This is a genomic window from Streptomyces manipurensis, from assembly GCF_049570255.1.
GTDB lineage: Bacteria > Actinomycetota > Actinomycetes > Streptomycetales > Streptomycetaceae > Streptomyces > Streptomyces manipurensis.
Map to the genome: position 1 here is coordinate 7,158,750 of NZ_CP186950.1, position 18,513 is coordinate 7,177,262.

An 18,513-nucleotide genomic window follows, 5' to 3' on the forward strand; every position below is an offset into this window, starting at 1 on the left:
CCGTGGGGTGGGGACGGTGTTCAGCGGACGGTGACGGCGGCCGGGTCGGCCGCGGCCAGGGGAGCGGGGTGCAGGTGCTTCAGGAGCGAGGCGCGGTCGGCGGCGCCGGGCAGGCTCTGCGTCGCCTTGGCCCATCCGGCCTCGTCCTCCAGCTGTGCGAGCAGTTCGGGCGAGAGGGTCGCGCCGTAGGTGTAGCGGGGCTGGAACGCTTCGACGTAGCCGGCCTGGAGGGCGCCCTTGGACTGCGTGAGCAGGGCCCGGCGGGCCCCCGCGGGGTCGGCGGCGAGCTCGCGCTGCGCCGCCAGGAGCGCGCGGAGCACGGCGGTGGTGCCCTCCTCGGTCGCCGACGGCCCCGCGACGAGGAGGGTGCGCGCGGTGTACCCGGCGAAGGGGACCTCGGCGTAGCGCTCGCCGAGCGCGGTGCGCGCGGCGTCGTAGAAGCTGGGGAAGGTGAGTCCGGCGTCGACGTCGCCGCGGGCCAGGGCCGGGGGCACCTGGTTCGGCGCGAGGTTGACCACGGTGACGTCGGCCGCGGTCAGCCCGGCCGAGGCCAGCATCCGCGACAGCGCGTACTCGACGTTCGTGCCTTGCGGGACCCCGACCTTGCGGCCCTTGAGCGCGGCGAAGCCGGTGATCTGCCGGTCGGTGCGGGTGAGCAGGCGCCAGTCGGTGAACCGGGACAGGTCGGCGACGATGCGCACCTCGCGGCCCCCGAGCGCCGCCGTCACCGCGGGCAGGTCGCCGACGACACCGAGCTGGGCCTGCCCGCCGAGCACGGCGTTGAGGGCGTCGCGCCCGGTGGGCTGGGTGGTGACGGTGGCCTCGATCCCCTCGGCCGCCCACAGTCCGCGCTCCTGGGCCACGTGGACGGGCGCGCCGCCGAGGTGGTCGCTGCCGACGATGGTGACGGCGGGACGTCCGGAGGCGCCCGGGCGGTCGGCGCCCTCGGAGCAGGCGCCGAGGAGGGTGGTGAGCAGGGCCGTCAGGAGCACGGCGGCCGCCGCGCGGGGTGTGCGGGCTGCCGGGGATCTACGGGTTGCGGGCATGGCGAGGGTCCCTCCGGGACGGGGTCGTGGGCGGGGCGGGAAAGGCGGGGGAGGGGTGTGCGCGGCGGGCCGCGCAGGGGTGGGTCAGGTGGTGCCGAGGTGCCGGGCGACGGACGCGCGCAGGCCAGGGTCGGGCGGGCCGGGGAGCACGGTGTGGTCGGCCAGCACCCGCCCGGGCGCGCCGCCGAGCACGACGACCCGTTCGGCGAGGGCCAGTGCCTCGTCGATGTCGTGCGTGACGAACAGCACGGTCGTGCCGCGGCGCTGCCACAGCTCCCGCAGCAGGGTCTGCATCCGGGTCCGGGTGAGCGCGTCCAGCGCGCCGAACGGCTCGTCCATCAGGAGGACTTCCGGCTCGGCGGCCAGCGCCCGGGCCAGTGCGACCCTCTGCTGCATACCGCCGGAGAGCTGCGCCGGGTACTTCTCCGCACCCTCCGCGAGGCCCACTTCGGCGAGGGCCGCGAGAGCCCGCCGGCGGCGTTCGGCCCGGGGCAGGCCGAGCCGCTTCAGGGCGAACTCGACGTTCCCGCGGGCCGTGCGCCACGGGAACAGGGCGTAGTGCTGGAAGACCACCCCGCGGTCCGGACCCGGTGCGCGGACCGGGGTCGCGCCCACGCTCACCAGGCCGGAGGCCGGACGGACGAACCCGGCGACGGCGCCCAGCACCGTGGACTTGCCGCAGCCGCTCGGGCCCAGCAGCGCGGTGAAGGACCCGGCGGGGAACTCCAGGTCGGTGGGCTCCAGGACGGGTGCGCCGCCGTAGCCGACGGACAGTCCCTCCAGGCGTACGCTCCGGCTCACGAGGCGCTCCAGTGGACGAAGCGGCGGCCGATCCCGGCCAGGACGAGGTCCACGACCACGCCCAGCGCGCCGAGGACGAGCAGGCCCGCGAACATCCGGTCCACCCTCAGGAACTGGCCGTCCACCTGGAGGCGGTAGGCCAGACCGCTGTCCGCGCCGCCCAGTTCCGCGGCGACCAGCGCGAGGAGCGCCACGGACGCGCCGTAGCGCAGGGCCGCGAGCACGGCCGGGGCGGCGGCGGGCAGCAGTACTTCGGTGAAGCGCCGGTGCAGCGGCGCCCCGAGGGAGCGGGCGGCGCGCAGGTGGGAGGCGGGCACCCGGGAGACGCCGTCGTGGACGTAGAGCCAGACCGCGAGGAGGACGGCGTAGGCGATCAGCAGCCGCTTGGCGTTCTCGCCGATGCCGAACCAGGCGGTGGCGAGCGGTACCAGGGCGATCGCCGGGATCGGCCGCAGGAAGGAGACGACCGGCGTGACGGCCGCCGAGAGCCTCGGGAGGTAGCCGGTGGCGAAGCCCAGGGCGCTGCCGAGCAGGGCGCCGAGCGCGAAGCCCTGCCCCGCGCGGGACAGGCTGGCGCCGAGATCCGCGGCGAGGAGCCCGCTGCGGGCGCTGTCGGCGACCGCGGCCGCCGTGTCGGCGGGGGTCGGCAGCAGCCCCGGAGCCACCGCGCCGGACCAGGCGACGAGCGACCACGACGCGAGCACGGCGGCGGCCGCGCCCAGGGCGGGGCCGAGCCGGCCGGGGGCCCGGCCTGTCGGTGAGGGTGTGGAGTGCACGGGGCGGCTCCTCGTTCGGAGATCTTTCATAAGTGAGGTCAATAATTGACCACGCTTATGAAGGGAGTGTTGCAGCAGTACGAAACCTCCCTGGGCCTCCGAGGCCCGCCCGCGCCATGAGGTACGTTCGGGCCGTGTCTCGCCCCGAACCCACACCCGAAGCGATCGAGGTCGGACGGGTGATCCGCGGCTGTCGCAAGCAGCGCGGCGTCTCCATGGCCGTGCTCGCCACCCGCTCGGGCCTCTCGCAGCCCTTCCTCAGCCAGCTGGAACGCGGCCTCGCCACCCCCAGCCTCAGCTCGATCTACAAGATCGCCGACGCGCTGGACGTCACCCCGGGCACCTTCCTCAGGCCGCCGGGCCGCCCCGGACCCGTCAGCCACGAGCGCGACCCCCAGGTGATCCGCGTGGACGAGGCCGCGGGGCAGGTCGCCCGCGTGCTGATCCCCGGCGGCAGCAGTGGCCTGATGGAGGCCTACGAGCACCACTTCGAGCCCGGCGCGGGCGAACGGGGCTGGTTCGAACACCCCGGCGAGGACTTCCTCCACGTGCTGGAGGGCGAGGTCCTGCTGGAGATCGAGGGGGAGGAGCCCCTGGTCCTGCGCGCCGGCCAGAGCGCCCACCACCGGGGCGAACTCCCGCACCGCTGCCGGCTGTCGGGCCCCGAACCGGCCCGCACCCTGCTCGTCGTCGCGCACGCCCCCTGACGCCCGGCGGCCCGCGCCGCTCAGGACACCAGGGTCTGCTCCTCCAGCTCGGTGAGCCGCACCGTGCTCAGACCGCCGCGCGCCGTCGTCACGCCCGTCACCTTCAACTGGGTACCCGGCGGCAGGATGTACTCCTCCTCGCCCGTGAACGCCGAGAACGCGCGGATGCCCACCGCCCGCACCGGCGTCACCTCGAAGAGCGTCCGCTTGCCCCGGCTGCCCAGGAAGGCGCGGGCCACTCCCGGCTCGGAGGTGCAGGAGGAGACGCCCCACCAGGTCACCGTGCGCCCCAGCGGGTACTGGGAGCGCAGGTCCGGGGCCACCCCGCGGTCGATGCCTGGGTCTCCCCGACCAACTCCCGCGGCCGTATCGACGGAGGGGTCGACGCGGTCACCAAGCGCCATCTGGGGGCGGGTATCCAATTGCGGGTGCAGCGGGCCATCCGCGACCGGTTCGCCGGAAACCTTCCGGTGGGGAGCGCCGTGTGCGTTCCGTCGGGAGCGGTCCACCCGAATTTCCCATATCGACTCCGACCATGGTCGAGTCCTCGCAGAACGTGCGGGAGACGCTGAATGTCGCGCTCGCCTGCGCGGCCGCCTTCCAGGCCGTCCACCAGCAGAACACCGCCGCCCCGGGCAGCGTTCGTTCGGTGGCGCTGGTCGGCATGGGCGCCCGGACCGGACGCGTGCCCGCGAGGGTCTGCCCCAACCTGATGTGGACCGGCTACACGCTCTTCGGCGACCACCGCTTCGAGGACTACGACGACCCGCGCCACGGTCGTCGCCCAGCTCGACGACCTCGAGAGCGCGCCCGCCGCCGAGCGGGTCCGCATCACACCGCCGAAGCGGACCCCCTCCCGCCGCTGACGGGCCGTTCGTCACCGCGGACTCCCGGCGCTCCGGTCGATGTCAGTCGGGCGCGCTAGCTTCCCCGCATGGGTGTGTATCTGGTGAGCGTCGGCGCGCAAGAGTGGTTCGGTGGCGAGGAGGACGGCTGGGGTGAGGTGGCCTCGGCTCTCAATGCCGAGCTCGGGCGGAGGGGTCTGCCGCCCTACGAGGACGTCCCCCCGGAGACGGGCTTCGTGCGCGGCTCCGGTCAGGCCTTCGAGGAGAAGCTGATCCCCTCCATGAACGGGTTCTTCGCCCTGTGCGAGGCGCACCTGTCCCGAAAGGAGCAGGAGCTCCTCTGCGGCTGGACCGTGCTCGTGCCCTTCGCGCTCGACGAGGAGATCTGGTTGCCGATCGAATCCGGCGAGTTCGACTCCATGGTCGCCGGCGCCCCCGAGGTGCTGCCGCTCGCCGAGAAGCTGGCGGCGGCCATCGATCTGCCGCCCGACACCCCGGCGGCATGCGACAACCTCGACCTGGGCACATGGTTCCGGCACCGGGCGAAGGAACCGGCCGGTACGCGGACGGGGCCGTGGGGCGAGGACCTGGACTCCGCCTTCTACGTCGCGCTGTTCCTGCGCGCCGCCCAGCACTCGATCCGGCGCGGTTGTCCCGTCGTCTTCACCTGAGACCCGCAGAAAGTTGGGTCAGGCTGCGGCACGCTCGCCGAGCACGTGACCCCCGAGCGGCTGGCGGCGACCCGTACGAACGCCCGGACCGGAGCCGTGCCCAGGCCGTCCGCGCACGGGTACCCGCTGGTGGTGCTCTCCCCGGGCTTCACGATGCCGCGCGCCTCGCTGACCGTGCTCGCCGAGGACCTCGCCAGCCGGGGCTACGTCGTCGCAGCCGTGGACCACGCGTACGAGTCCGACGGCACCTCCTTCCCCGGCGGGCGGGTGCTCACCTGCACGGCCTGCGAGCAGGTCCTCCCCGACCGGTCGCTGGAGCGGGTCTCGGACGGCCGGGCGCGCGACATCCCGTTCGTCCTGGACCGCCTCACCGGCCCGCGCCCCGCGTGGCGCCACTCCCGTCTGATGATCGACGCCGGGCGCATCGGGATGGCGGGCCACTCCATCGGAGGCGCCGCGGCTGGACGGCTGGAAGCGCTGGCTGAACGTCACGGGAGCGGGGCACGCCGCCTTCACAGACCGGCCCGCGCTCGGTGACCAGGTCGGCTACGGCCACCCCGAGACTCCGCTGTCCGGGCTCCGCTCGCAGCAGATCACCCGCGGGTACGTCGGCGCGTTCTTCGACCTCCACCTGCGCGGGATCGCCCCCCCGGCTGGAGGGCCCCACGGCGGCCGACCCGGAGGTCGTCTTCCACCGACGCTGAACGCCGGGCCCTCAGCCGGCTCCGCCCGCGAAGGCCCAGGACTCCAGGTCGCGGTAGTGGATCGGCCCGGGGCCGCGGCCCCGGTTGCTGCCGACCAGGTGCAGACGTTCGCTCGGCCAGCGCCGGCCCGTGAACGCCTCCAGCCCCGCGGCCGCCTCGATCACGCACGCGGTGTCGCTCCGCCGGGTGCGGGCCAGCGTGAGGTGGGGGCGCAGCACCCGCTCCTGGAAGGCGATCCCGCACTCCCTGACGAGGGCGCGCACGTCGGCGGCGAGCAGGTGCAGGCCGTCGAGGTCCCCCTCGATCCCGCTCCACAGGACCCGCTCGTCGAAGTGCCCGCCCCCGCGCAGCGCCAGCTCCACGGGCTCCCGCGCCGCTGCGAGCTCCGCGAGCGGAGCCCGCAGCAGCGAGGCGGCGGCGACCGGGAGCTCGCCGAGGAAGGCCAGCGTGATGTGCCAGTCCTCGACGCGGTTCCACCGCATGCGGGGGTACGCCTCGTAGGCGGGACCGAGGGCGCGTTCGAGCTCGCCCTTGGCGTCGTCGGGCGGGGCGAGCGCTATGAACAGCCGCACGGTCGAGGGCCGGTTCTCTTCCTTCACATGGGCCTTCGTACCTCACCACCGCCCGTCCGGTCACTTCCGGGCACGGGGCTGCCCGTCCGTGACGCCGCGGCTCCGCTCAGTCGACGAGCACCCCGGGGTTGAGGATGCCCCGCGGGTCGAGTGCCCCCTTCGCGGCCTTCAGGGCGAGGGCGAAGGGGTCGGGGCGCTGGAGGTCGTATCCCTTGCGGTGGTCGCGGCCGACCGCGTGGTGGTGGGTGATCGTCGCCCGGTGGCGGTGCAGGACGTCGCCCGCCACGGTCTTGAGGTCGTCCCAGAAGGCGACCTCGTCGCCCGGGCGCCCCGCGGCGATGACCGTGAAGTAGGGCGCGGCGCCGTCGGGATAGACGTGCGTGAGGCGGCAGTTGACGGTCGCCGGGTGGCCGGAGGCCTTGAGCGCGGCCGCGCCGACCTCCCTGCGGACCTCCTCGACGAGCTCCGGTATCCGGTCCCAGGTGGCCGCCGTCTCGAAGGTCTCGGCGACGGCCCCCATCCTGGCCAGACCGTCCCGCAGGTAGGGCATCCGCAGGAAGGCCGAGCGCCACGCGCCCACGGCGGCGTCGGCGGGCGCGCCGTCGTGCGCGTACGGGGTGTCGTCACGCCGGCCGCCGTGCGAGCGGGCCAGCTCGACGGCCTGTCCGAGCCGTCCGGTGACCGGGCCGTCCGCGGACTCGAACCCCAGGACGAGCACCGCGGAGCCGTCGTGCGAGGCCCCGGACATGGCCGCCTCGCCCGCGTCCAGCAGCCGGCAGTTCGCGGGGGAGAGGTCGGACTGCGCGACGGCCCGGACCGCTCGCAGCGCGGCGTCGAAGTCGGTGAAGGACAGCGCGGCGGAGGCCTTGTGCGAGGGCCGTTCCTGCAGTCGCACCCAGGCCTCGGTGATCACGCCGAGGGCTCCCTCCGAGCCCAGGAAGAGCCGGTCGGGGGAGGGGCCCGCGCCGGAGGCGGGCAGCCGCCACGAGGCGCTCGTACCGGCGGGAGTGACCACGCGCAGGGACTGGACGAAGTCGTCGATGTGGGTGCGGCCGGTGGCGTAGTGCCCGCCGGCCCGGGTGGCGAGCCAGCCGCCCAGCGTGGAGAACTCGAAGCTCTGCGGGAAGTGGCGCAGGGTCAGCCCGTACGGCCGCAGTCCGTCCTCCAGGTCCGGCCCCAGGGCCCCGGCCTGGATGCGGGCGGCCCGGCCGGGGACGTCGACCTCCAGGACGCGGCCCATCGAGGTCAGGTCCAGGGAGAGCACGGCGCGGTGGGCGTCCCCGCGGTACTCGACGCCGCCCGACACCGACGAGCCGCCGCCGTAGGGGACGACCGCGACCCGGTGTTCGCCGGCCCAGTCCAGCAGGTCCGCCACCTCCCGCTCGTCCGTCGGCCGGGCGACGAGGTCGGGTATGCGGCCGGGCCGTCCGCGCAGGGCGCGGGCGATGTCCCGGTAGGCCTTCCCCATGGCGTGGGAGGCGCGCTGTCCGGGGTCGGAGTCCACCAGGTGCGCGAGGCTCGCCGGGGGAGTGACGGCGGGCGGTGCGATGCGCAGGTCCCGGACGAGGGGAACGGGGAGCGGGTGCGCGAGCGTACCGGGCACCAGGGCGCCCATGGCCGCGCACTCCGCGTCGTCGGGGTGGGCGTCCGCCCATCCCCAGCCCCACCAGGAACGGGTGCGCGTGGTGCGGGAGGGAGGGGTCGGCTGCGCCGTCGTGCCGGACATGGATGCGCTCCAGAGCTCGCGGGAACGGGAACTTACCTTGCGGTAAATTACTTACTGATAATATCCGCGCATGGCAACCCCCCGCTCGAAAGCCGGCACCAAGGGCGTCCCGCGGCAGCACCGTCAGCAGCAGATCCTGGCCGCCGCCACCGAGGAGTTCGGCACCCGCGGCTACGCGGCCGCCTCGCTCGCCTCCATCGCCGAGCGCGTCGGCGTCACCAAGACCCTGCTGCACCAGTACTTCGGCACCAAGGAAGACCTCTACCTCGCCTGCCTGACCCCGGTCGGCGACCGGCTCCTCGACACGATCCGCACGGCCATGGGCCCCGACGGCACCTCCCCGCACACCCCCCTGCGGGTCCTGGGCAGCATCTTCACCGCGCTCGAAGGCCGCCGCGAGGCGTGGTTCGTCCTGTACGACACCACGCTCCCGCCGGGCGGTGAGGCCGCCCGGCGGGCCGCCTCCTACTGGGCGGCCATCGACCGGCTCGCCGCCGGCGGCACGGCGGACCTGCTGCGCACCGCCGGGTCCGAGGACCCCCTGGACGCCGACGTGCTGACCTACGTCTGGCGCGACCTCGTCGCCACGGTCGTGCGCTGGTGGGTCAAGCACCCGGAAGAGACCCCGGAGGCCATGGCACGGCGCTGCGGCCGCCTCTTCGCCGCCGCGGCGGCCCTCACCGCCGACCCCGAGCAGACCTGATCCGACCCTCCGCCGGCCTGGTCCGGCCGCGGCCGGCGCCCCGGCCGCCGGCGCGTGCCCCGGCCGTGCCGGGGTTAGCCTGGACGGGGCGAACCCGCCGGTCAGGCAGGCCCTCGCCCGCCGACGGCAGAGACGTCCCGGTGCCCCGAGGGAGGTCCCGTGACCCCGAGACTGCGTGTCACCACCGTGGACGCCGGCCCCTTCACCATGCCGCGCGGCGGCCTCCTGCACGGAGGGGGCGACGAGCCGGTCACCGTGCCCTCGACGGTGGCCGTCATCGAGCACGCCACCCACGGACTCCTCCTGTTCGACACCGGGATCAACCACCGCGTCGCGGACCCCGAGGCGGCCGAGGCCCACTGGGGACCGGGTCTGCGCACCGCGTACGGGGCCGAGGGGTTCACCAGGGCCCACGCCGTCGACGCCCAGCTGGAGCGCCTCGGCTACCGGCTCGACGAGGTCAGGTACGTCCTCTACTCGCACCTGCACCTCGACCACGCCGGAGGCATGACCTACTTCCCGCACGCCGTCCACGTCGCCCAGCACGACGAACTGCGCCACGCGTGGTGGCCGGACCGCTGGACCGCCCGCGGCTACGCCTTCAACGACTACGCGGCGACCCGGGCCTACGACTTCCTCGAACTGCGCGGCGACGCCGACCTGTTCCAGGACGGGACCGTCACCCTCGTGCGGACGGCGGGCCACACGCCCGGCCATCAGGGGGTCGTCCTCGACCTCCCGCACTACGGCCGGATCGGCCTCATGGGCGACGCCGCGCACCTCCAGGAGGGGCTGGACCGCAACGTGCCCATGCTCAGCGACTGGAACGTCGAGGAGAAGCTCCTCGGCCACGGCAGGCTGCGCGCGCTGTCCCGGGCCGGGATCCGCGTCTCCCTCTCCCACGACCCGGCCCACTTCGCCGCCCTCCCGCACGACGGGACCTACTGGGACTGAGGCGGGCCGGGACGGGACCTGGAGGACGCCTCTTGCTCGATCTATCGAGTTTCGATAGATTTCCATCGGGACTCGATGGAAGGGTGGGGGGTCATGAGCAAGTGGACCGTGCACGCGCTGAGAGCGGTGCTCGCAGTGGTGCTCGCAGGCACCGTGTTCGTGCAGGTGTCGATGGTGTGGGCGCTGGTGAGCGGGAACGACCCGGAGGACGGATCGCTACCGCTGACCCCGCTGCGGCTGATCATGATCATGGGCATGCTGGCGGCCCAGGTCGCCCTCGTCTCCGTCTGGCGGCTGGTGACGATGGTGCGGCGCGGAACCGTCTTCTCGCACGCCGCCTTCCGCTACGTGGACGCCGTGATCGGGTCGATCGTCGCCGCCGCCCTCGTCTGGTTCGCCGTCACCGCCGTCAACGCACCGGGCCAGCGGGAGGACCCGGGCGTCACCGTCATCATGGCCGGGGTGGGCGTGGCCATCCTGGGGGTGGCCCTCATCGTCCTCGTCCTGCGGATGCTGCTCGTCCAGGCCGTCGCGCGCGACGGCGAGGCGTCGCGGATGCGCGCCGAGCTGGACGAGGTGATCTGATGCCGATCGCCGTCGACATCGACGTGATGCTGGCCCGGCGCAAGATGTCCGTGGGGGAGCTCGCGGACCGGGTGGGCATCACCCCGGCCAACCTGGCCGTCCTCAAGAACGGCCGGGCCAAGGCGGTCCGCTTCGCCACCCTCGCCGCGCTCTGCGAGGTGCTCGAATGCCAGCCGGGAGACCTGCTGCGCTGGGAGCCCGAGGGCGCCGAGGACCTTGCGGCTGCCGCGGAGGTCGCGGACGGCTGACCGGCGGCGGGCCGGGGGCCGGAGCGTTCCCCGCCGGCGCGCCTGCGGACGGGACCGGGGAGCCGGCCCCGCACCCTCGGCAGCCCGGTGCCGCCGGTCCGGTGTGTTCCGGTCAGCCGTTCAGCGAGGCCATCAGCTCGGGGGCGTACCGGTCCCCCGAGGCCACGCCGTGCGGGGCCACGGCGTCGATCGCCGCCCGTTCGGCCGCGCTGATCGTCACGGCGGTGGCGGCGACGTTCTCCTCCAGGTAGCGGCGGCGCTTGGTGCCGGGGATGGGCACCGCGCCCTGCTGGAGGGTCCAGGCCAGGGCGAGCTGCGAGGGGGTGACGCCCTTCTCGGCGGCCAGCCGGCGCACCTGGTCCACGACGGCCAGGTTCCGGCGGAAGTTCTCGCCCTGGAAGCGGGGGTCGGTGCGCCGGAAGTCGTCGGCGGTGAAGTCGTCCGGCGAGGTGATGGCGCCCGAGAGGAACCCGCGGCCGAGCGGGGAGTAGGCGACGAGGCCGATGCCCAGCTCCCGGAGGGTGTCCAGCACGCCGTCGTGCTCGATGCCGCGCTCGAAGAGGCTGTACTCGGTCTGCACGGCGGCCAGCGGGTGGACGGCGTGGGCGCGGGTGATGGTGGCGGGGGAGACCTCGCACAGGCCGATGTGGCGGACCTTGCCGGCCTCGACCAGCTCGGCCATGGCGCCGACGCTCTCCTCGACCGGCACGGCCGGGTCCACGCGGTGCAGGTAGTAGAGGTCGATGTGGTCCGTGCCGAGGTGGCGCAGGGAGCGGTCGGCGGAGCGGCGGATGTAGTCGGGGGTCCCGTTGTGACCGCGGAAGGCGCCGTCGTCGGTGAACTCGACGCCCGTCTTGGTCGCGACCACGGCCGCGTCGCGCCGCCCGGACAGGGCGCGGCCGAGCAGCTGCTCGTTGCGGAAGGGGCCGTAGCCCTCGGCGGTGTCGAGGAGGGTGACGCCGAGCTCCAGGGCCCGGTCGATCGTGGCCAGCGACTCGGTGTCGTCGGTGGCGCCGTAGTGGGCGCTCATGCCCATCAGGCCGAGGCCCTCGGCGCCGACCTCCAGGCCCTGACCGCCCAGTGCGCGGATCTCCATGACGTGCTCCTTCGAGATAAGTAACTAACTGGATAGATAGAGCTTGCGACGCCATGGCTCCGTTTGTCAATAACCGGATAGTTACTTGCTAGGCTGCGCCTCATGGCACGGGATTCCAGCGCGACCAAGGCGCGCCTGCTCGACGCGGCCTTCTCCGAGTTCGCGGCGTACGGCATCGCGGGCGCGCGCGTCGACCGCATCGCCGAGGCGGCGCAGGCGAACAAGCGGCTCATCTACGTCTACTACGGCAACAAGGAGCAGCTCTTCGACGCGGTGCTCCAGCGGGCGCTCGAAACGGGAGCGGAGTCCGTCCCCTTCGACGCCGACGACCTCCCCGGGTACGCGGGAGCGGTCTTCGACCACCTCGTCGCGCGGCCCGCGCTGATGCGGCTGGTGCTGTGGAAGCAGCTGGAACGCCCCGGGGCCGGCGAGGCGGAGTCCGCCTCCGTCGAGGAGAAGCTCGCCGCGGTGCGACGGGCGCAGGACGCGGGGCTGGTCGACCCGGGTCCGTCCGCGGCCGACCTGCTGACCCTGGTGATGGGTCTGGCCCAGGCGTGGTTCGGCGCGGTCGGCGGTCCGGCCGCGGACCGGGACGACGCGGGCCGGGTCGTCGGGCAGCTCGCCGGCCACCGCGCCGCGGTGGTGGAGGCGGTGCGCCGACTCGTGGCGCCCCCGTCCGCCGGCCCGGTGGCCTGACGACCCGGAGCCGCATCCCCTGGGGCCTTGACGCCCGGGGCCTGGCGCCCCGGGTCTCGACGCCCCAGGAGATGCGGCTCCCCGGACCTGACGCCCCCGGGCCTGGCTTCCTGGGTGACGCCCCGGAGGTGGACCCCCTTGGGCCTGATGCCCCGGGCTTGACGGCCTGCAGTCGGACCCTCTGGGGCCTTGACGCCCGGGGCCCGGCGCCCCGGGCCTGGCTTCCCGGATGACGCCCCGGGCATCGACGCCCCGGAGGCGGACGCCCTGGGGCCTGACGGCCCGGAGCCGCATCCCCTGGGTCTGATGTCTCGGGATTGACGGCCTGCAGCCGGACCCCTGGGGCCTGACGCCCCCGGCCTGGCGCCCCGGAGGTGGCCCCCGGCCTGCCCCCGGGCCCGGCTGCCCGGACTTGGCGTCCCGGGTCTGAGGCCCTGGGGCGGCTGCCGGTACTCGGCCCGGCCGTATCCGGGTGCCGGGTGTCCGTTCGTCAGGTGCCGGGGGCTGCGAACTCCAGCAGGGTCCGCTCGTACAGTGCGCCGAAGTCCACCCGGGTGATGTGCTCGTACGGGAACCTCGACGGCTTGCGGTGCCACCGGGCCTCCGGGTCGATCTCCCGCAGCCGCAGCGACTTGGGCCGGGTCTCGGCCACTTCGCCGACCCGGCAGGCCTCCGGCGCGTGCCGCTCCAGGTGGACGGAGATCAGGCCGAAGGCCTGCGCCGCGGCCTGCGCCAGGGCCGGGAGGTCGTCCAGAGGGAGCGCGGGCTCGGGCGGCCGCACGGGCCATTGGCCCCGCCGGCTCAGCGCCCTGACGGTCAGACAGTCCTCGTCGCCGCGGCGCCGGACGGCGGTCACGTCACCGGTGCGGACGGCCGCCCAGCCGTCGAGCCGCAGGTCCGTGCACCGCGCCAGCAGGGTCCATTCCGGATGTGCGGCGACGACGAACCCGTCGAGCCGTTCCGCGTCGCGTATACCCGTACGGTCCAGGCGGACCGGCCTGCCTGTGGCCACGGCCTCGTCGAGCCGTGCCCTCACTTTCTTGCCCATGAGGGCATCCTGCCTGGTGGCGGCGGTGGAGGTCACCCGGATTTCGCGCCGCGCGGGGCCTGTGAGGGCCCGCCGGGCGCTCGGTGATGGCGCGAACAAGCGGGGGACGGCTGTCCGAATACCGTCCGGTCGGCCTCCCAAACACGGTACGGCTCAAGATCACCGGTTCGAGGTAATCCGATCGGCTCTGGCAAGGGGCCGGCCTCGTAGGCCGTTAGTGTTCTTCCGGATCCAGAGGGATTGCCCGGGTATTCACCCTATTTTTCTGCTTTCACCGGTGAAGTGCGCATCTGTGCACCGCATCACTGCCCGCACGAAGGAGAGCCTGCCGCAATGACCGTGGACACCAGCCCAGAGGCGCAGCTGGAACAGCCCCAGCAGACCAGCCTGGGCACGGCGGCCGCCCGTAATCTCGCCACCACGACCAAGTCCGCCCCGCAGATGCAGGAGATCACCTCCCGCTGGCTGCTGAGGATGCTCCCCTGGGTGGAGACGAAGGGCGGCACCTACCGGGTGAACCGCCGGCTGACCTACACCGTCGGCGACGGACACATCGAGTTCGTCCAGGACGGTGCCCGCGTCAGGGTGATCCCCCGCGAGCTCGGCGAACTCGCCATGCTGCGCGGCTTCGACGACGAGGAAGTGCTCGCCACCCTCGCCGACCGGTGCGTCCAGCGCGACTTCCGCGCCGGTGAGGTGCTGGTCGAGCGCGGCGCCCCCGCGGAGCACATCCACCTGATCGCCCACGGCCGCATCAGCCAGACCACGGTGGGCAAGTACGGCGACCAGGTCGCGGTGGCCGTCCTCGCCGACGGCGACCGGTTCGGCGAGAACGCCCTGCTGGACGCCGACGCCACCTCCGACTACACGGCCACCGCCGAGACCTCCGGCGTCCTGCTCACTCTCTCCCGCACCGACTTCGCCTCGGTCATGGCGGTCGCCCCGCAACTGCGGAGCCACATCGAGCAGTTCGGCTCGCTCCCGCAGCAGCGCCAGAACAAGCACGGCGAGGCCGAGATCGCCATGTCGGCCGGCCACACGGGCGAGCACGAACTGCCCAGCGCCTTCGTGGACTACGAGCTCAAGCCGCGCGAGTACGAGCTGTCCATCGCGCAGACCGTGCTCCGGGTCCACACGCGCGTGGCCGACCTCTACAACGAGCCGATGAACCAGACCGAGGAGCAGCTCCGGCTCACGATCGAGGCCCTGCGCGAGCGCCAGGAACACGAGCTGATCAACAACCGCGAGTTCGGCCTCCTCCACAACGCCGCGTTCAACCAGCGCATCCAGACCCACTCGGGCCCGCCCACCCCGGACGACCTGGACGAACTGCTCTGCCGCCGCCGCGGTTCCAAGTTCTTCCTCGCGCACCCGAAGACCATCGCGGCGATCGGGCGCGAGTTCAACGCCCGCGGCCTGTACCCGGACCACGTCGACCTCGGCGGCCAGCAGGTCCCGGCCTGGCGCGGGGTGCCCATCCTGCCCTGCAGCAAGATCCCCATCAGTAAGGAGAACACGAGCTCGATCCTCGTGATGCGTACCGGGGAGGACAACCAGGGCGTCATCGGCCTGCACCAGACCGGCCTGCCGGAGGAGTACGAACCGGGCCTGTCGGTGCGGTTCATGGGCATCGACGAGAAGTCGATCATCTCTTACCTGGTCACCACGTACTACTCCGCCGCCATCCTCGTGCCCGACGCGCTCGGCGTGCTGGAGAACGTGCAGATCGCCCGGCGCAACGCCTGACCGGCTCCGGCCGGCGGGTGTACGGGCCCTCCGGGCGCGACGCGCAGCCCGGAGGGCCCGTTCCGCGGGCCACGACAGACCCATCACCCCTCAAGGAGCCACGGATGCCCGACCCCGGGCCTTCCCCTCTGCAGTCGAGCCTGCCCGGCGCAGCGGCCCGCTTCGGGGCCCACGGTCTCGGCCGCGGCGCCGACGGCGTCGGCGGCGGCCGGCCCGCACCGCCCTCCGTCCCGGCCCCGCACCAGGCCCCGGCAGCTCCGGCGGCGGCTGCACCCGCAGCTGTTCCGGCAGCCGTCCCGGCGGTCGCACCCGCAGCCGTTCCGGCATCCGCCCCCGCGGCCCGCTCCGCCGGACTCCCGGTCACCGGGACGGTACCGCTGCCCGCACGCGCACCGGCCGGCCCCGCCTCCGGCGGCGAACGCCCCGCAGCGGCTCCCGCCGCGGTACGCACGGCCGGCCCCGCCCTGGAGCGGATCCTCGGCGGGCCCAGCGGCCTCGGGACGGACGGCCTGCACCCCGCCCGCCGCGCCGCCTGGGTGGCGCTGCCCGAACCCTCAGCGGAGCCGCCCCCTGCCGCCGCCGGCCGCCCCGTCCCGGGCCTCTACCACCACCCCGTTCCCGAGCCCGACCCCGTGCGGGTGTCCGAGGTCAGCCGGCGGATCAAGCGGTGGGCGGTGGACGAGGTACAGGCCTATCCGCCGGAGTGGGAGGACCAGTTCGACGGATTCTCCGTGGGCCGCTACATGGTGGCCTGCCACCCGGACGCGCCCACCGTCGAGCACCTGATGATCGCCACCCGGCTGATGGTCGCCGAGAACGTCGTCGACGACTGCTACTGCGAGGACCACGGCGGCTCTCCGGTCGGCCTCGGCGGCAGGCTGCTCCTCGCGCACACCGCGCTGGACCCTGTCCACACCACCCCGGAGTACCACACGCCGTGGGCGGACTCCCTGCTCTCGGACCCCGCCCGGCGCTCCTACCGCTCCGCCATGGAGTACTTCGCCGCCGCCGCCACGCCCGCGCAGGCCGACCGCTACCGGCACGACATGGCCCGGCTGCACCTGGGGTACCTCGCCGAGGCCGCGTGGTCCGAGACGGACCACACCCCCGAGGTGTGGGAGTACCTGGCGATGCGGCAGTTCAACAACTTCCGGCCGTGTCCGACGATCACCGACACCGTCGGCGGCTACGAACTGCCGGCGGACCTGCACGCCCTCCCCGCCATGCAGCGGGTCATCGCGCTTGCCGGCAACGCCACCACCCTGGCCAACGACCTGTACTCGTACACCAAGGAACTCAAGAGCCCCGGCAAGCACCTGAACCTGCCCGTGGTGATCGCCGAGAAGGAGGGACTCTCCGACAAGGAGGGCTACCTCAAGGCGGTCGAGGTCCACAACGACCTCATGCACGCGTTCGAGGCCGAAGCCGCCCTGCTGGCGACGGCCGTTCCCGACCCGCGGGTCCTGCGCTTCCTGAAGGGCGTCGCCGCATGGGTCGACGGAAACCACTACTGGCACATGAGCAACACCTACCGCTACAGCCTGCCCGACTTCTGGTAATGAGGAATGGATTCATCTGTGACCACTGAGATCACTCCCGCTGTCGGCACCTCCGCCTTCATCCCGGCCCCGGCGACCCCCTACCAGGGGGACATCGCGCGCTACTGGAACGAAGAGGCCCGGCCGGTGAACCTGCGTCTCGGCGATGTCGACGGGCTCTACCACCACCACTACGGCATCGGCGACATCGACACGGAAGCGCTCGGGAACCCCGCCGACAGCGCGTACGAGAAGAAGCTGGTGGCCGAGCTGCACCGGCTGGAGTCGGCCCAGACCGACATCCTCCTCGACAACCTGGGCGTGATCGGCCGCGACGACCTCCTGGTGGACGCCGGCTGCGGCCGCGGCGGCTCCATGGTCATGGCCCACCAGCGGTTCGGCTGCAAGGTCCAGGGCGTCACCCTCTCCACCAAGCAGGCCGACTTCGGCAACCAGCGCGCCGGCGAGCTCGGCATCGAGGACTCCGTCCGCTCCCGGGTCTGCAACATGCTCGACATGCCCTTCGAGACCGGCTCCGCGTCCGGCTCCTGGAACAACGAGTCCAGCATGTACGTCGACCTCCACGACCTGATGGGGGAGCACTCCCGCATCCTGAAGACCGGCGGCCGCTACGTCACGATCACCGGCTGCTGGAACCCGCGCTACGGGCAGCCCTCGAAGTGGGTCTCCCAGATCAACGCGCACTTCGAGTGCAACATCCACTCCCGCCGCGAGTACCTGCGCGCCATGGCCGACAACCGCCTCGTACCGCAGGCCGTCATCGACCTCACCCCCGACACCCTGCCCTACTGGGAGCTGCGCGCCACCTCCTCCCTGGTCACGGGGATCGAGGAGGCGTTCATCAACTCCTACAAGGACGGCTCCTTCCAGTACGTGCTGATCGCGGCCGACCGGGTCTGAGCCGGTCCCGCACCCGCAGGGCGGCACCACCCGCCGGACAGCCGGGCCCGCCACCGACGGGCCCGGCCCCGCGCGTGGCGCCCCGGCGGGTTGTCCGGAGCCGGATCGCCGACAAGAGGTCGGTCAACTCCCGCGCCAGGGTGCGCGCGTGAGTTCACACGTCGTCATCGGATTCGGACCCGTCGGCGCCACCACCGCCCGGCTCCTCGCCGCACAGGGCCATGCCGTCACCGTCGTCACCAGATCGGGCGGACGCCCGGAACCGGGCATCGAGCACCTCGCGTGCGATGCCACGGACACCCGGCGGCTGACCGAGGCCGCGCGTGGCGCTGCGGCCGTCCACCACTGCGCCGCCCCGCCCTACCACCGCTGTGCGCAGGAATGGCCCGCGCTCGTCGCCTCGGCCTGCACCGCGGCCGAGGCCACCGGCGCCGTCCTGGTCATGCTGGGGAACCTCTACGGCTACGGCCCCGTCGAAGGCCCCCTGACCGAAGACCTGCCCCTCGCGGCCGCGGGCCCCAAGGGCCGTGCGCGCGCCGAGGGGTGGCGCACCGCGCTCGCCCTGCACGAGCAGGGCCGCATCCGCGCCGTCGAGGTGCGGGCCTCCGACTTCTTCGGACCCGGCGTCACCGACGGCGGCCACCTCGCCGGACGGGTCGTACCGCCGGTGCTGCGCGGCAGGCCCGTCACCACCCTCGGCGACCCCGACGCCCCGCACAGCTGGACCTACCTCCCCGACGTGGCCGCAGCCCTCGTGGAGGTGGCCGGCCGGGAACACGCCTGGGGCCGGCCCTGGCACGTGCCGACCCTGCCCGCGGCCTCCGTACGGAGATGGTCGGGCTGCTGGCCGCGCAGGCGGGGACCGGGCTCGTCGCCGTGCGCAGGATTCCGGCGCCCGTGCTGTCAGCTGCCGGGCTGTTCTCGCCGCTGCTGCGCCAACTCAAGGAGGTCCGCTACCAGTTCGACCGCCCCTTCGTGGTCGACTCCGTTTCCCGGGCGCCGGAACGCGAACGAGTACTGGCGGCTCCTGACCGTCCCGCGGGCACGGTTCTCCACCGTCCCGGACACCCGCTGGCGCAGCGCCGCTTCCTCGGCGACGACGTGCGGGACACGTCCTCGCCGTACACCGA

General features: G+C 73.5%; 19 protein-coding genes and 2 pseudogenes. 13 read left to right on the forward strand and 8 right to left on the reverse strand.

The window, feature by feature from the left end:
• Nucleotides 1-20: 20 nt before the first annotated feature.
• From ACPU2J_RS32520 to ACPU2J_RS32530, 3 genes are all read right to left on the reverse strand, one after another.
• Entirely contained in the window at nucleotides 21-1,046 is a 1,026-nt protein-coding gene (locus tag ACPU2J_RS32520; protein ID WP_420078430.1) for an ABC transporter substrate-binding protein, read from the reverse strand.
• Nucleotides 1,047-1,130: 84 nt separating this feature from the next.
• The gene (locus ACPU2J_RS32525) at nucleotides 1,131-1,847 is read right to left on the reverse strand and encodes an ABC transporter ATP-binding protein (protein ID WP_420078429.1); all 717 of its coding nucleotides are present in this window, start codon (nucleotides 1,845-1,847) and stop codon (nucleotides 1,131-1,133) included.
• On the reverse strand, nucleotides 1,844-2,623 hold the full coding sequence (locus tag ACPU2J_RS32530; protein WP_423834653.1) for an ABC transporter permease: 780 nt from the start codon (nucleotides 2,621-2,623) through the stop codon (nucleotides 1,844-1,846). Before ACPU2J_RS32530 ends, ACPU2J_RS32525 begins: the two co-directional genes overlap by 4 nt.
• A gap of 134 nt (nucleotides 2,624-2,757) precedes the next feature.
• Here ACPU2J_RS32530 and ACPU2J_RS32535 point away from each other — a divergent pair, with 134 nt between their 5' ends.
• Nucleotides 2,758-3,330, forward strand: coding sequence for a helix-turn-helix domain-containing protein (locus ACPU2J_RS32535; protein WP_361602133.1), 573 nt, complete (start codon nucleotides 2,758-2,760; stop codon nucleotides 3,328-3,330).
• 20 nt (nucleotides 3,331-3,350) lie between these two features.
• On the opposite strand, the gene ACPU2J_RS32540 is transcribed toward ACPU2J_RS32535, so the two are convergent.
• Nucleotides 3,351-3,734 carry an ADP-ribosyltransferase domain-containing protein gene (locus ACPU2J_RS32540; protein ID WP_420078428.1) on the reverse strand — a complete coding sequence of 128 codons (384 nt, stop codon included), beginning with the start codon at nucleotides 3,732-3,734 and terminating at the stop codon, nucleotides 3,351-3,353.
• Between the two features lie 131 nt (nucleotides 3,735-3,865).
• On the opposite strand from ACPU2J_RS32540, the gene ACPU2J_RS32545 reads away from it, so the two are divergent.
• The 3 genes and pseudogenes from ACPU2J_RS32545 to ACPU2J_RS32555 form a co-directional block, all read left to right on the forward strand.
• On the forward strand, nucleotides 3,866-4,255 hold the full coding sequence (locus ACPU2J_RS32545) for a hypothetical protein (RefSeq protein WP_423834654.1): 390 nt from the start codon (nucleotides 3,866-3,868) through the stop codon (nucleotides 4,253-4,255).
• Between the two features lie 9 nt (nucleotides 4,256-4,264).
• On the forward strand, nucleotides 4,265-4,846 hold the full coding sequence (locus tag ACPU2J_RS32550) for a hypothetical protein (protein WP_420078427.1): 582 nt from the start codon (nucleotides 4,265-4,267) through the stop codon (nucleotides 4,844-4,846).
• Between the two features lie 36 nt (nucleotides 4,847-4,882).
• Nucleotides 4,883-5,550, forward strand: a pseudogene (locus ACPU2J_RS32555) (alpha/beta hydrolase); the annotation flags it as partial.
• An 11-nt stretch (nucleotides 5,551-5,561) separates the two neighbouring features.
• Here ACPU2J_RS32555 and thpR read toward each other — a convergent pair.
• Together thpR and ACPU2J_RS32565 are read right to left on the reverse strand one after the other, a co-directional pair.
• On the reverse strand, nucleotides 5,562-6,149 hold the full coding sequence (thpR, locus tag ACPU2J_RS32560; RefSeq protein ID WP_420078426.1) for an RNA 2',3'-cyclic phosphodiesterase: 588 nt from the start codon (nucleotides 6,147-6,149) through the stop codon (nucleotides 5,562-5,564).
• A 79-nt stretch (nucleotides 6,150-6,228) separates the two neighbouring features.
• On the reverse strand, nucleotides 6,229-7,848 hold the full coding sequence (locus ACPU2J_RS32565; RefSeq protein WP_423834655.1) for an FAD-binding oxidoreductase: 1,620 nt from the start codon (nucleotides 7,846-7,848) through the stop codon (nucleotides 6,229-6,231).
• A 70-nt stretch (nucleotides 7,849-7,918) separates the two neighbouring features.
• On the opposite strand from ACPU2J_RS32565, the gene ACPU2J_RS32570 reads away from it, so the two are divergent.
• The 4 genes from ACPU2J_RS32570 to ACPU2J_RS32585 all read left to right on the forward strand — a co-directional run bounded on the left by ACPU2J_RS32570 (nucleotide 7,919) and on the right by ACPU2J_RS32585 (nucleotide 10,338).
• Entirely contained in the window at nucleotides 7,919-8,551 is a 633-nt protein-coding gene (locus ACPU2J_RS32570) for a TetR/AcrR family transcriptional regulator (protein ID WP_420078424.1), read from the forward strand.
• A gap of 159 nt (nucleotides 8,552-8,710) precedes the next feature.
• Nucleotides 8,711-9,505, forward strand: coding sequence for an N-acyl homoserine lactonase family protein (locus tag ACPU2J_RS32575; RefSeq protein WP_365082396.1), 795 nt, complete (start codon nucleotides 8,711-8,713; stop codon nucleotides 9,503-9,505).
• Nucleotides 9,506-9,598: 93 nt separating this feature from the next.
• On the forward strand, nucleotides 9,599-10,090 hold the full coding sequence (locus ACPU2J_RS32580) for a DUF2975 domain-containing protein (protein WP_423834656.1): 492 nt from the start codon (nucleotides 9,599-9,601) through the stop codon (nucleotides 10,088-10,090).
• Nucleotides 10,090-10,338 (forward strand): helix-turn-helix domain-containing protein, encoded by a 249-nt coding sequence (locus tag ACPU2J_RS32585; protein WP_420078421.1) that lies wholly within the window; start codon nucleotides 10,090-10,092, stop codon nucleotides 10,336-10,338. The genes ACPU2J_RS32580 and ACPU2J_RS32585 overlap by 1 nt, the downstream gene beginning before the upstream one ends.
• A gap of 112 nt (nucleotides 10,339-10,450) precedes the next feature.
• Here the strand turns inward: ACPU2J_RS32585 and ACPU2J_RS32590 are convergent, their stop codons facing one another.
• Entirely contained in the window at nucleotides 10,451-11,434 is a 984-nt protein-coding gene (locus tag ACPU2J_RS32590) for an aldo/keto reductase (RefSeq protein ID WP_423834657.1), read from the reverse strand.
• A 102-nt stretch (nucleotides 11,435-11,536) separates the two neighbouring features.
• On the opposite strand from ACPU2J_RS32590, the gene ACPU2J_RS32595 reads away from it, so the two are divergent.
• The gene (locus ACPU2J_RS32595) at nucleotides 11,537-12,130 is read left to right on the forward strand and encodes a TetR family transcriptional regulator (RefSeq protein ID WP_423834658.1); all 594 of its coding nucleotides are present in this window, start codon (nucleotides 11,537-11,539) and stop codon (nucleotides 12,128-12,130) included.
• A 490-nt stretch (nucleotides 12,131-12,620) separates the two neighbouring features.
• Here ACPU2J_RS32595 and ACPU2J_RS32600 read toward each other — a convergent pair whose 3' ends face one another.
• A complete protein-coding gene (locus ACPU2J_RS32600; RefSeq protein WP_423834659.1) occupies nucleotides 12,621-13,178 on the reverse strand; it encodes a hypothetical protein in 558 nt (185 codons plus the stop codon).
• 333 nt (nucleotides 13,179-13,511) lie between these two features.
• Here ACPU2J_RS32600 and ACPU2J_RS32605 point away from each other — a divergent pair, with 333 nt between their 5' ends.
• From ACPU2J_RS32605 to ACPU2J_RS32620, 4 genes and pseudogenes are all read left to right on the forward strand, one after another.
• Nucleotides 13,512-14,924 (forward strand): family 2B encapsulin nanocompartment shell protein, encoded by a 1,413-nt coding sequence (locus tag ACPU2J_RS32605; RefSeq protein ID WP_361602175.1) that lies wholly within the window; start codon nucleotides 13,512-13,514, stop codon nucleotides 14,922-14,924.
• Nucleotides 14,925-15,028: 104 nt separating this feature from the next.
• Nucleotides 15,029-16,483, forward strand: a complete 1,455-nt coding sequence (locus ACPU2J_RS32610; RefSeq protein ID WP_423834660.1) for a family 2 encapsulin nanocompartment cargo protein terpene cyclase — start codon at nucleotides 15,029-15,031, stop codon at nucleotides 16,481-16,483.
• Between the two features lie 18 nt (nucleotides 16,484-16,501).
• Entirely contained in the window at nucleotides 16,502-17,383 is an 882-nt protein-coding gene (locus ACPU2J_RS32615) for a geranyl diphosphate 2-C-methyltransferase (protein WP_361602181.1), read from the forward strand.
• Nucleotides 17,384-17,531: 148 nt separating this feature from the next.
• Nucleotides 17,532-18,370, forward strand: a pseudogene (locus ACPU2J_RS32620) (NAD-dependent epimerase/dehydratase family protein); the annotation flags it as partial.
• Between the last annotated feature and the right edge of the window lie 143 nt (nucleotides 18,371-18,513).

What these genes read in the sequence shown, in the direction of transcription:
- ACPU2J_RS32520 (WP_420078430.1), bottom strand. Translation starts at nt 1,046, where the DNA reads ATGCCCGCAACCCGTAGATCCCCGGCAGCCCGCACACCCCGCGCGGCG.
- ACPU2J_RS32540 (WP_420078428.1), bottom strand. Translation starts at nt 3,734, where the DNA reads ATGGCGCTTGGTGACCGCGTCGACCCCTCCGTCGATACGGCCGCGGGA.
- ACPU2J_RS32545 (WP_423834654.1), top strand. Translation starts at nt 3,866, where the DNA reads ATGGTCGAGTCCTCGCAGAACGTGCGGGAGACGCTGAATGTCGCGCTC.
- ACPU2J_RS32550 (WP_420078427.1), top strand. Translation starts at nt 4,265, where the DNA reads ATGGGTGTGTATCTGGTGAGCGTCGGCGCGCAAGAGTGGTTCGGTGGC.
- ACPU2J_RS32565 (WP_423834655.1), bottom strand. Translation starts at nt 7,848, where the DNA reads ATGTCCGGCACGACGGCGCAGCCGACCCCTCCCTCCCGCACCACGCGC.
- ACPU2J_RS32570 (WP_420078424.1), top strand. Translation starts at nt 7,919, where the DNA reads ATGGCAACCCCCCGCTCGAAAGCCGGCACCAAGGGCGTCCCGCGGCAG.
- ACPU2J_RS32580 (WP_423834656.1), top strand. Translation starts at nt 9,599, where the DNA reads ATGAGCAAGTGGACCGTGCACGCGCTGAGAGCGGTGCTCGCAGTGGTG.
- ACPU2J_RS32585 (WP_420078421.1), top strand. Translation starts at nt 10,090, where the DNA reads ATGCCGATCGCCGTCGACATCGACGTGATGCTGGCCCGGCGCAAGATG.
- ACPU2J_RS32590 (WP_423834657.1), bottom strand. Translation starts at nt 11,434, where the DNA reads ATGGAGATCCGCGCACTGGGCGGTCAGGGCCTGGAGGTCGGCGCCGAG.
- ACPU2J_RS32595 (WP_423834658.1), top strand. Translation starts at nt 11,537, where the DNA reads ATGGCACGGGATTCCAGCGCGACCAAGGCGCGCCTGCTCGACGCGGCC.
- ACPU2J_RS32600 (WP_423834659.1), bottom strand. Translation starts at nt 13,178, where the DNA reads ATGGGCAAGAAAGTGAGGGCACGGCTCGACGAGGCCGTGGCCACAGGC.
- ACPU2J_RS32605 (WP_361602175.1), top strand. Translation starts at nt 13,512, where the DNA reads ATGACCGTGGACACCAGCCCAGAGGCGCAGCTGGAACAGCCCCAGCAG.
- ACPU2J_RS32610 (WP_423834660.1), top strand. Translation starts at nt 15,029, where the DNA reads ATGCCCGACCCCGGGCCTTCCCCTCTGCAGTCGAGCCTGCCCGGCGCA.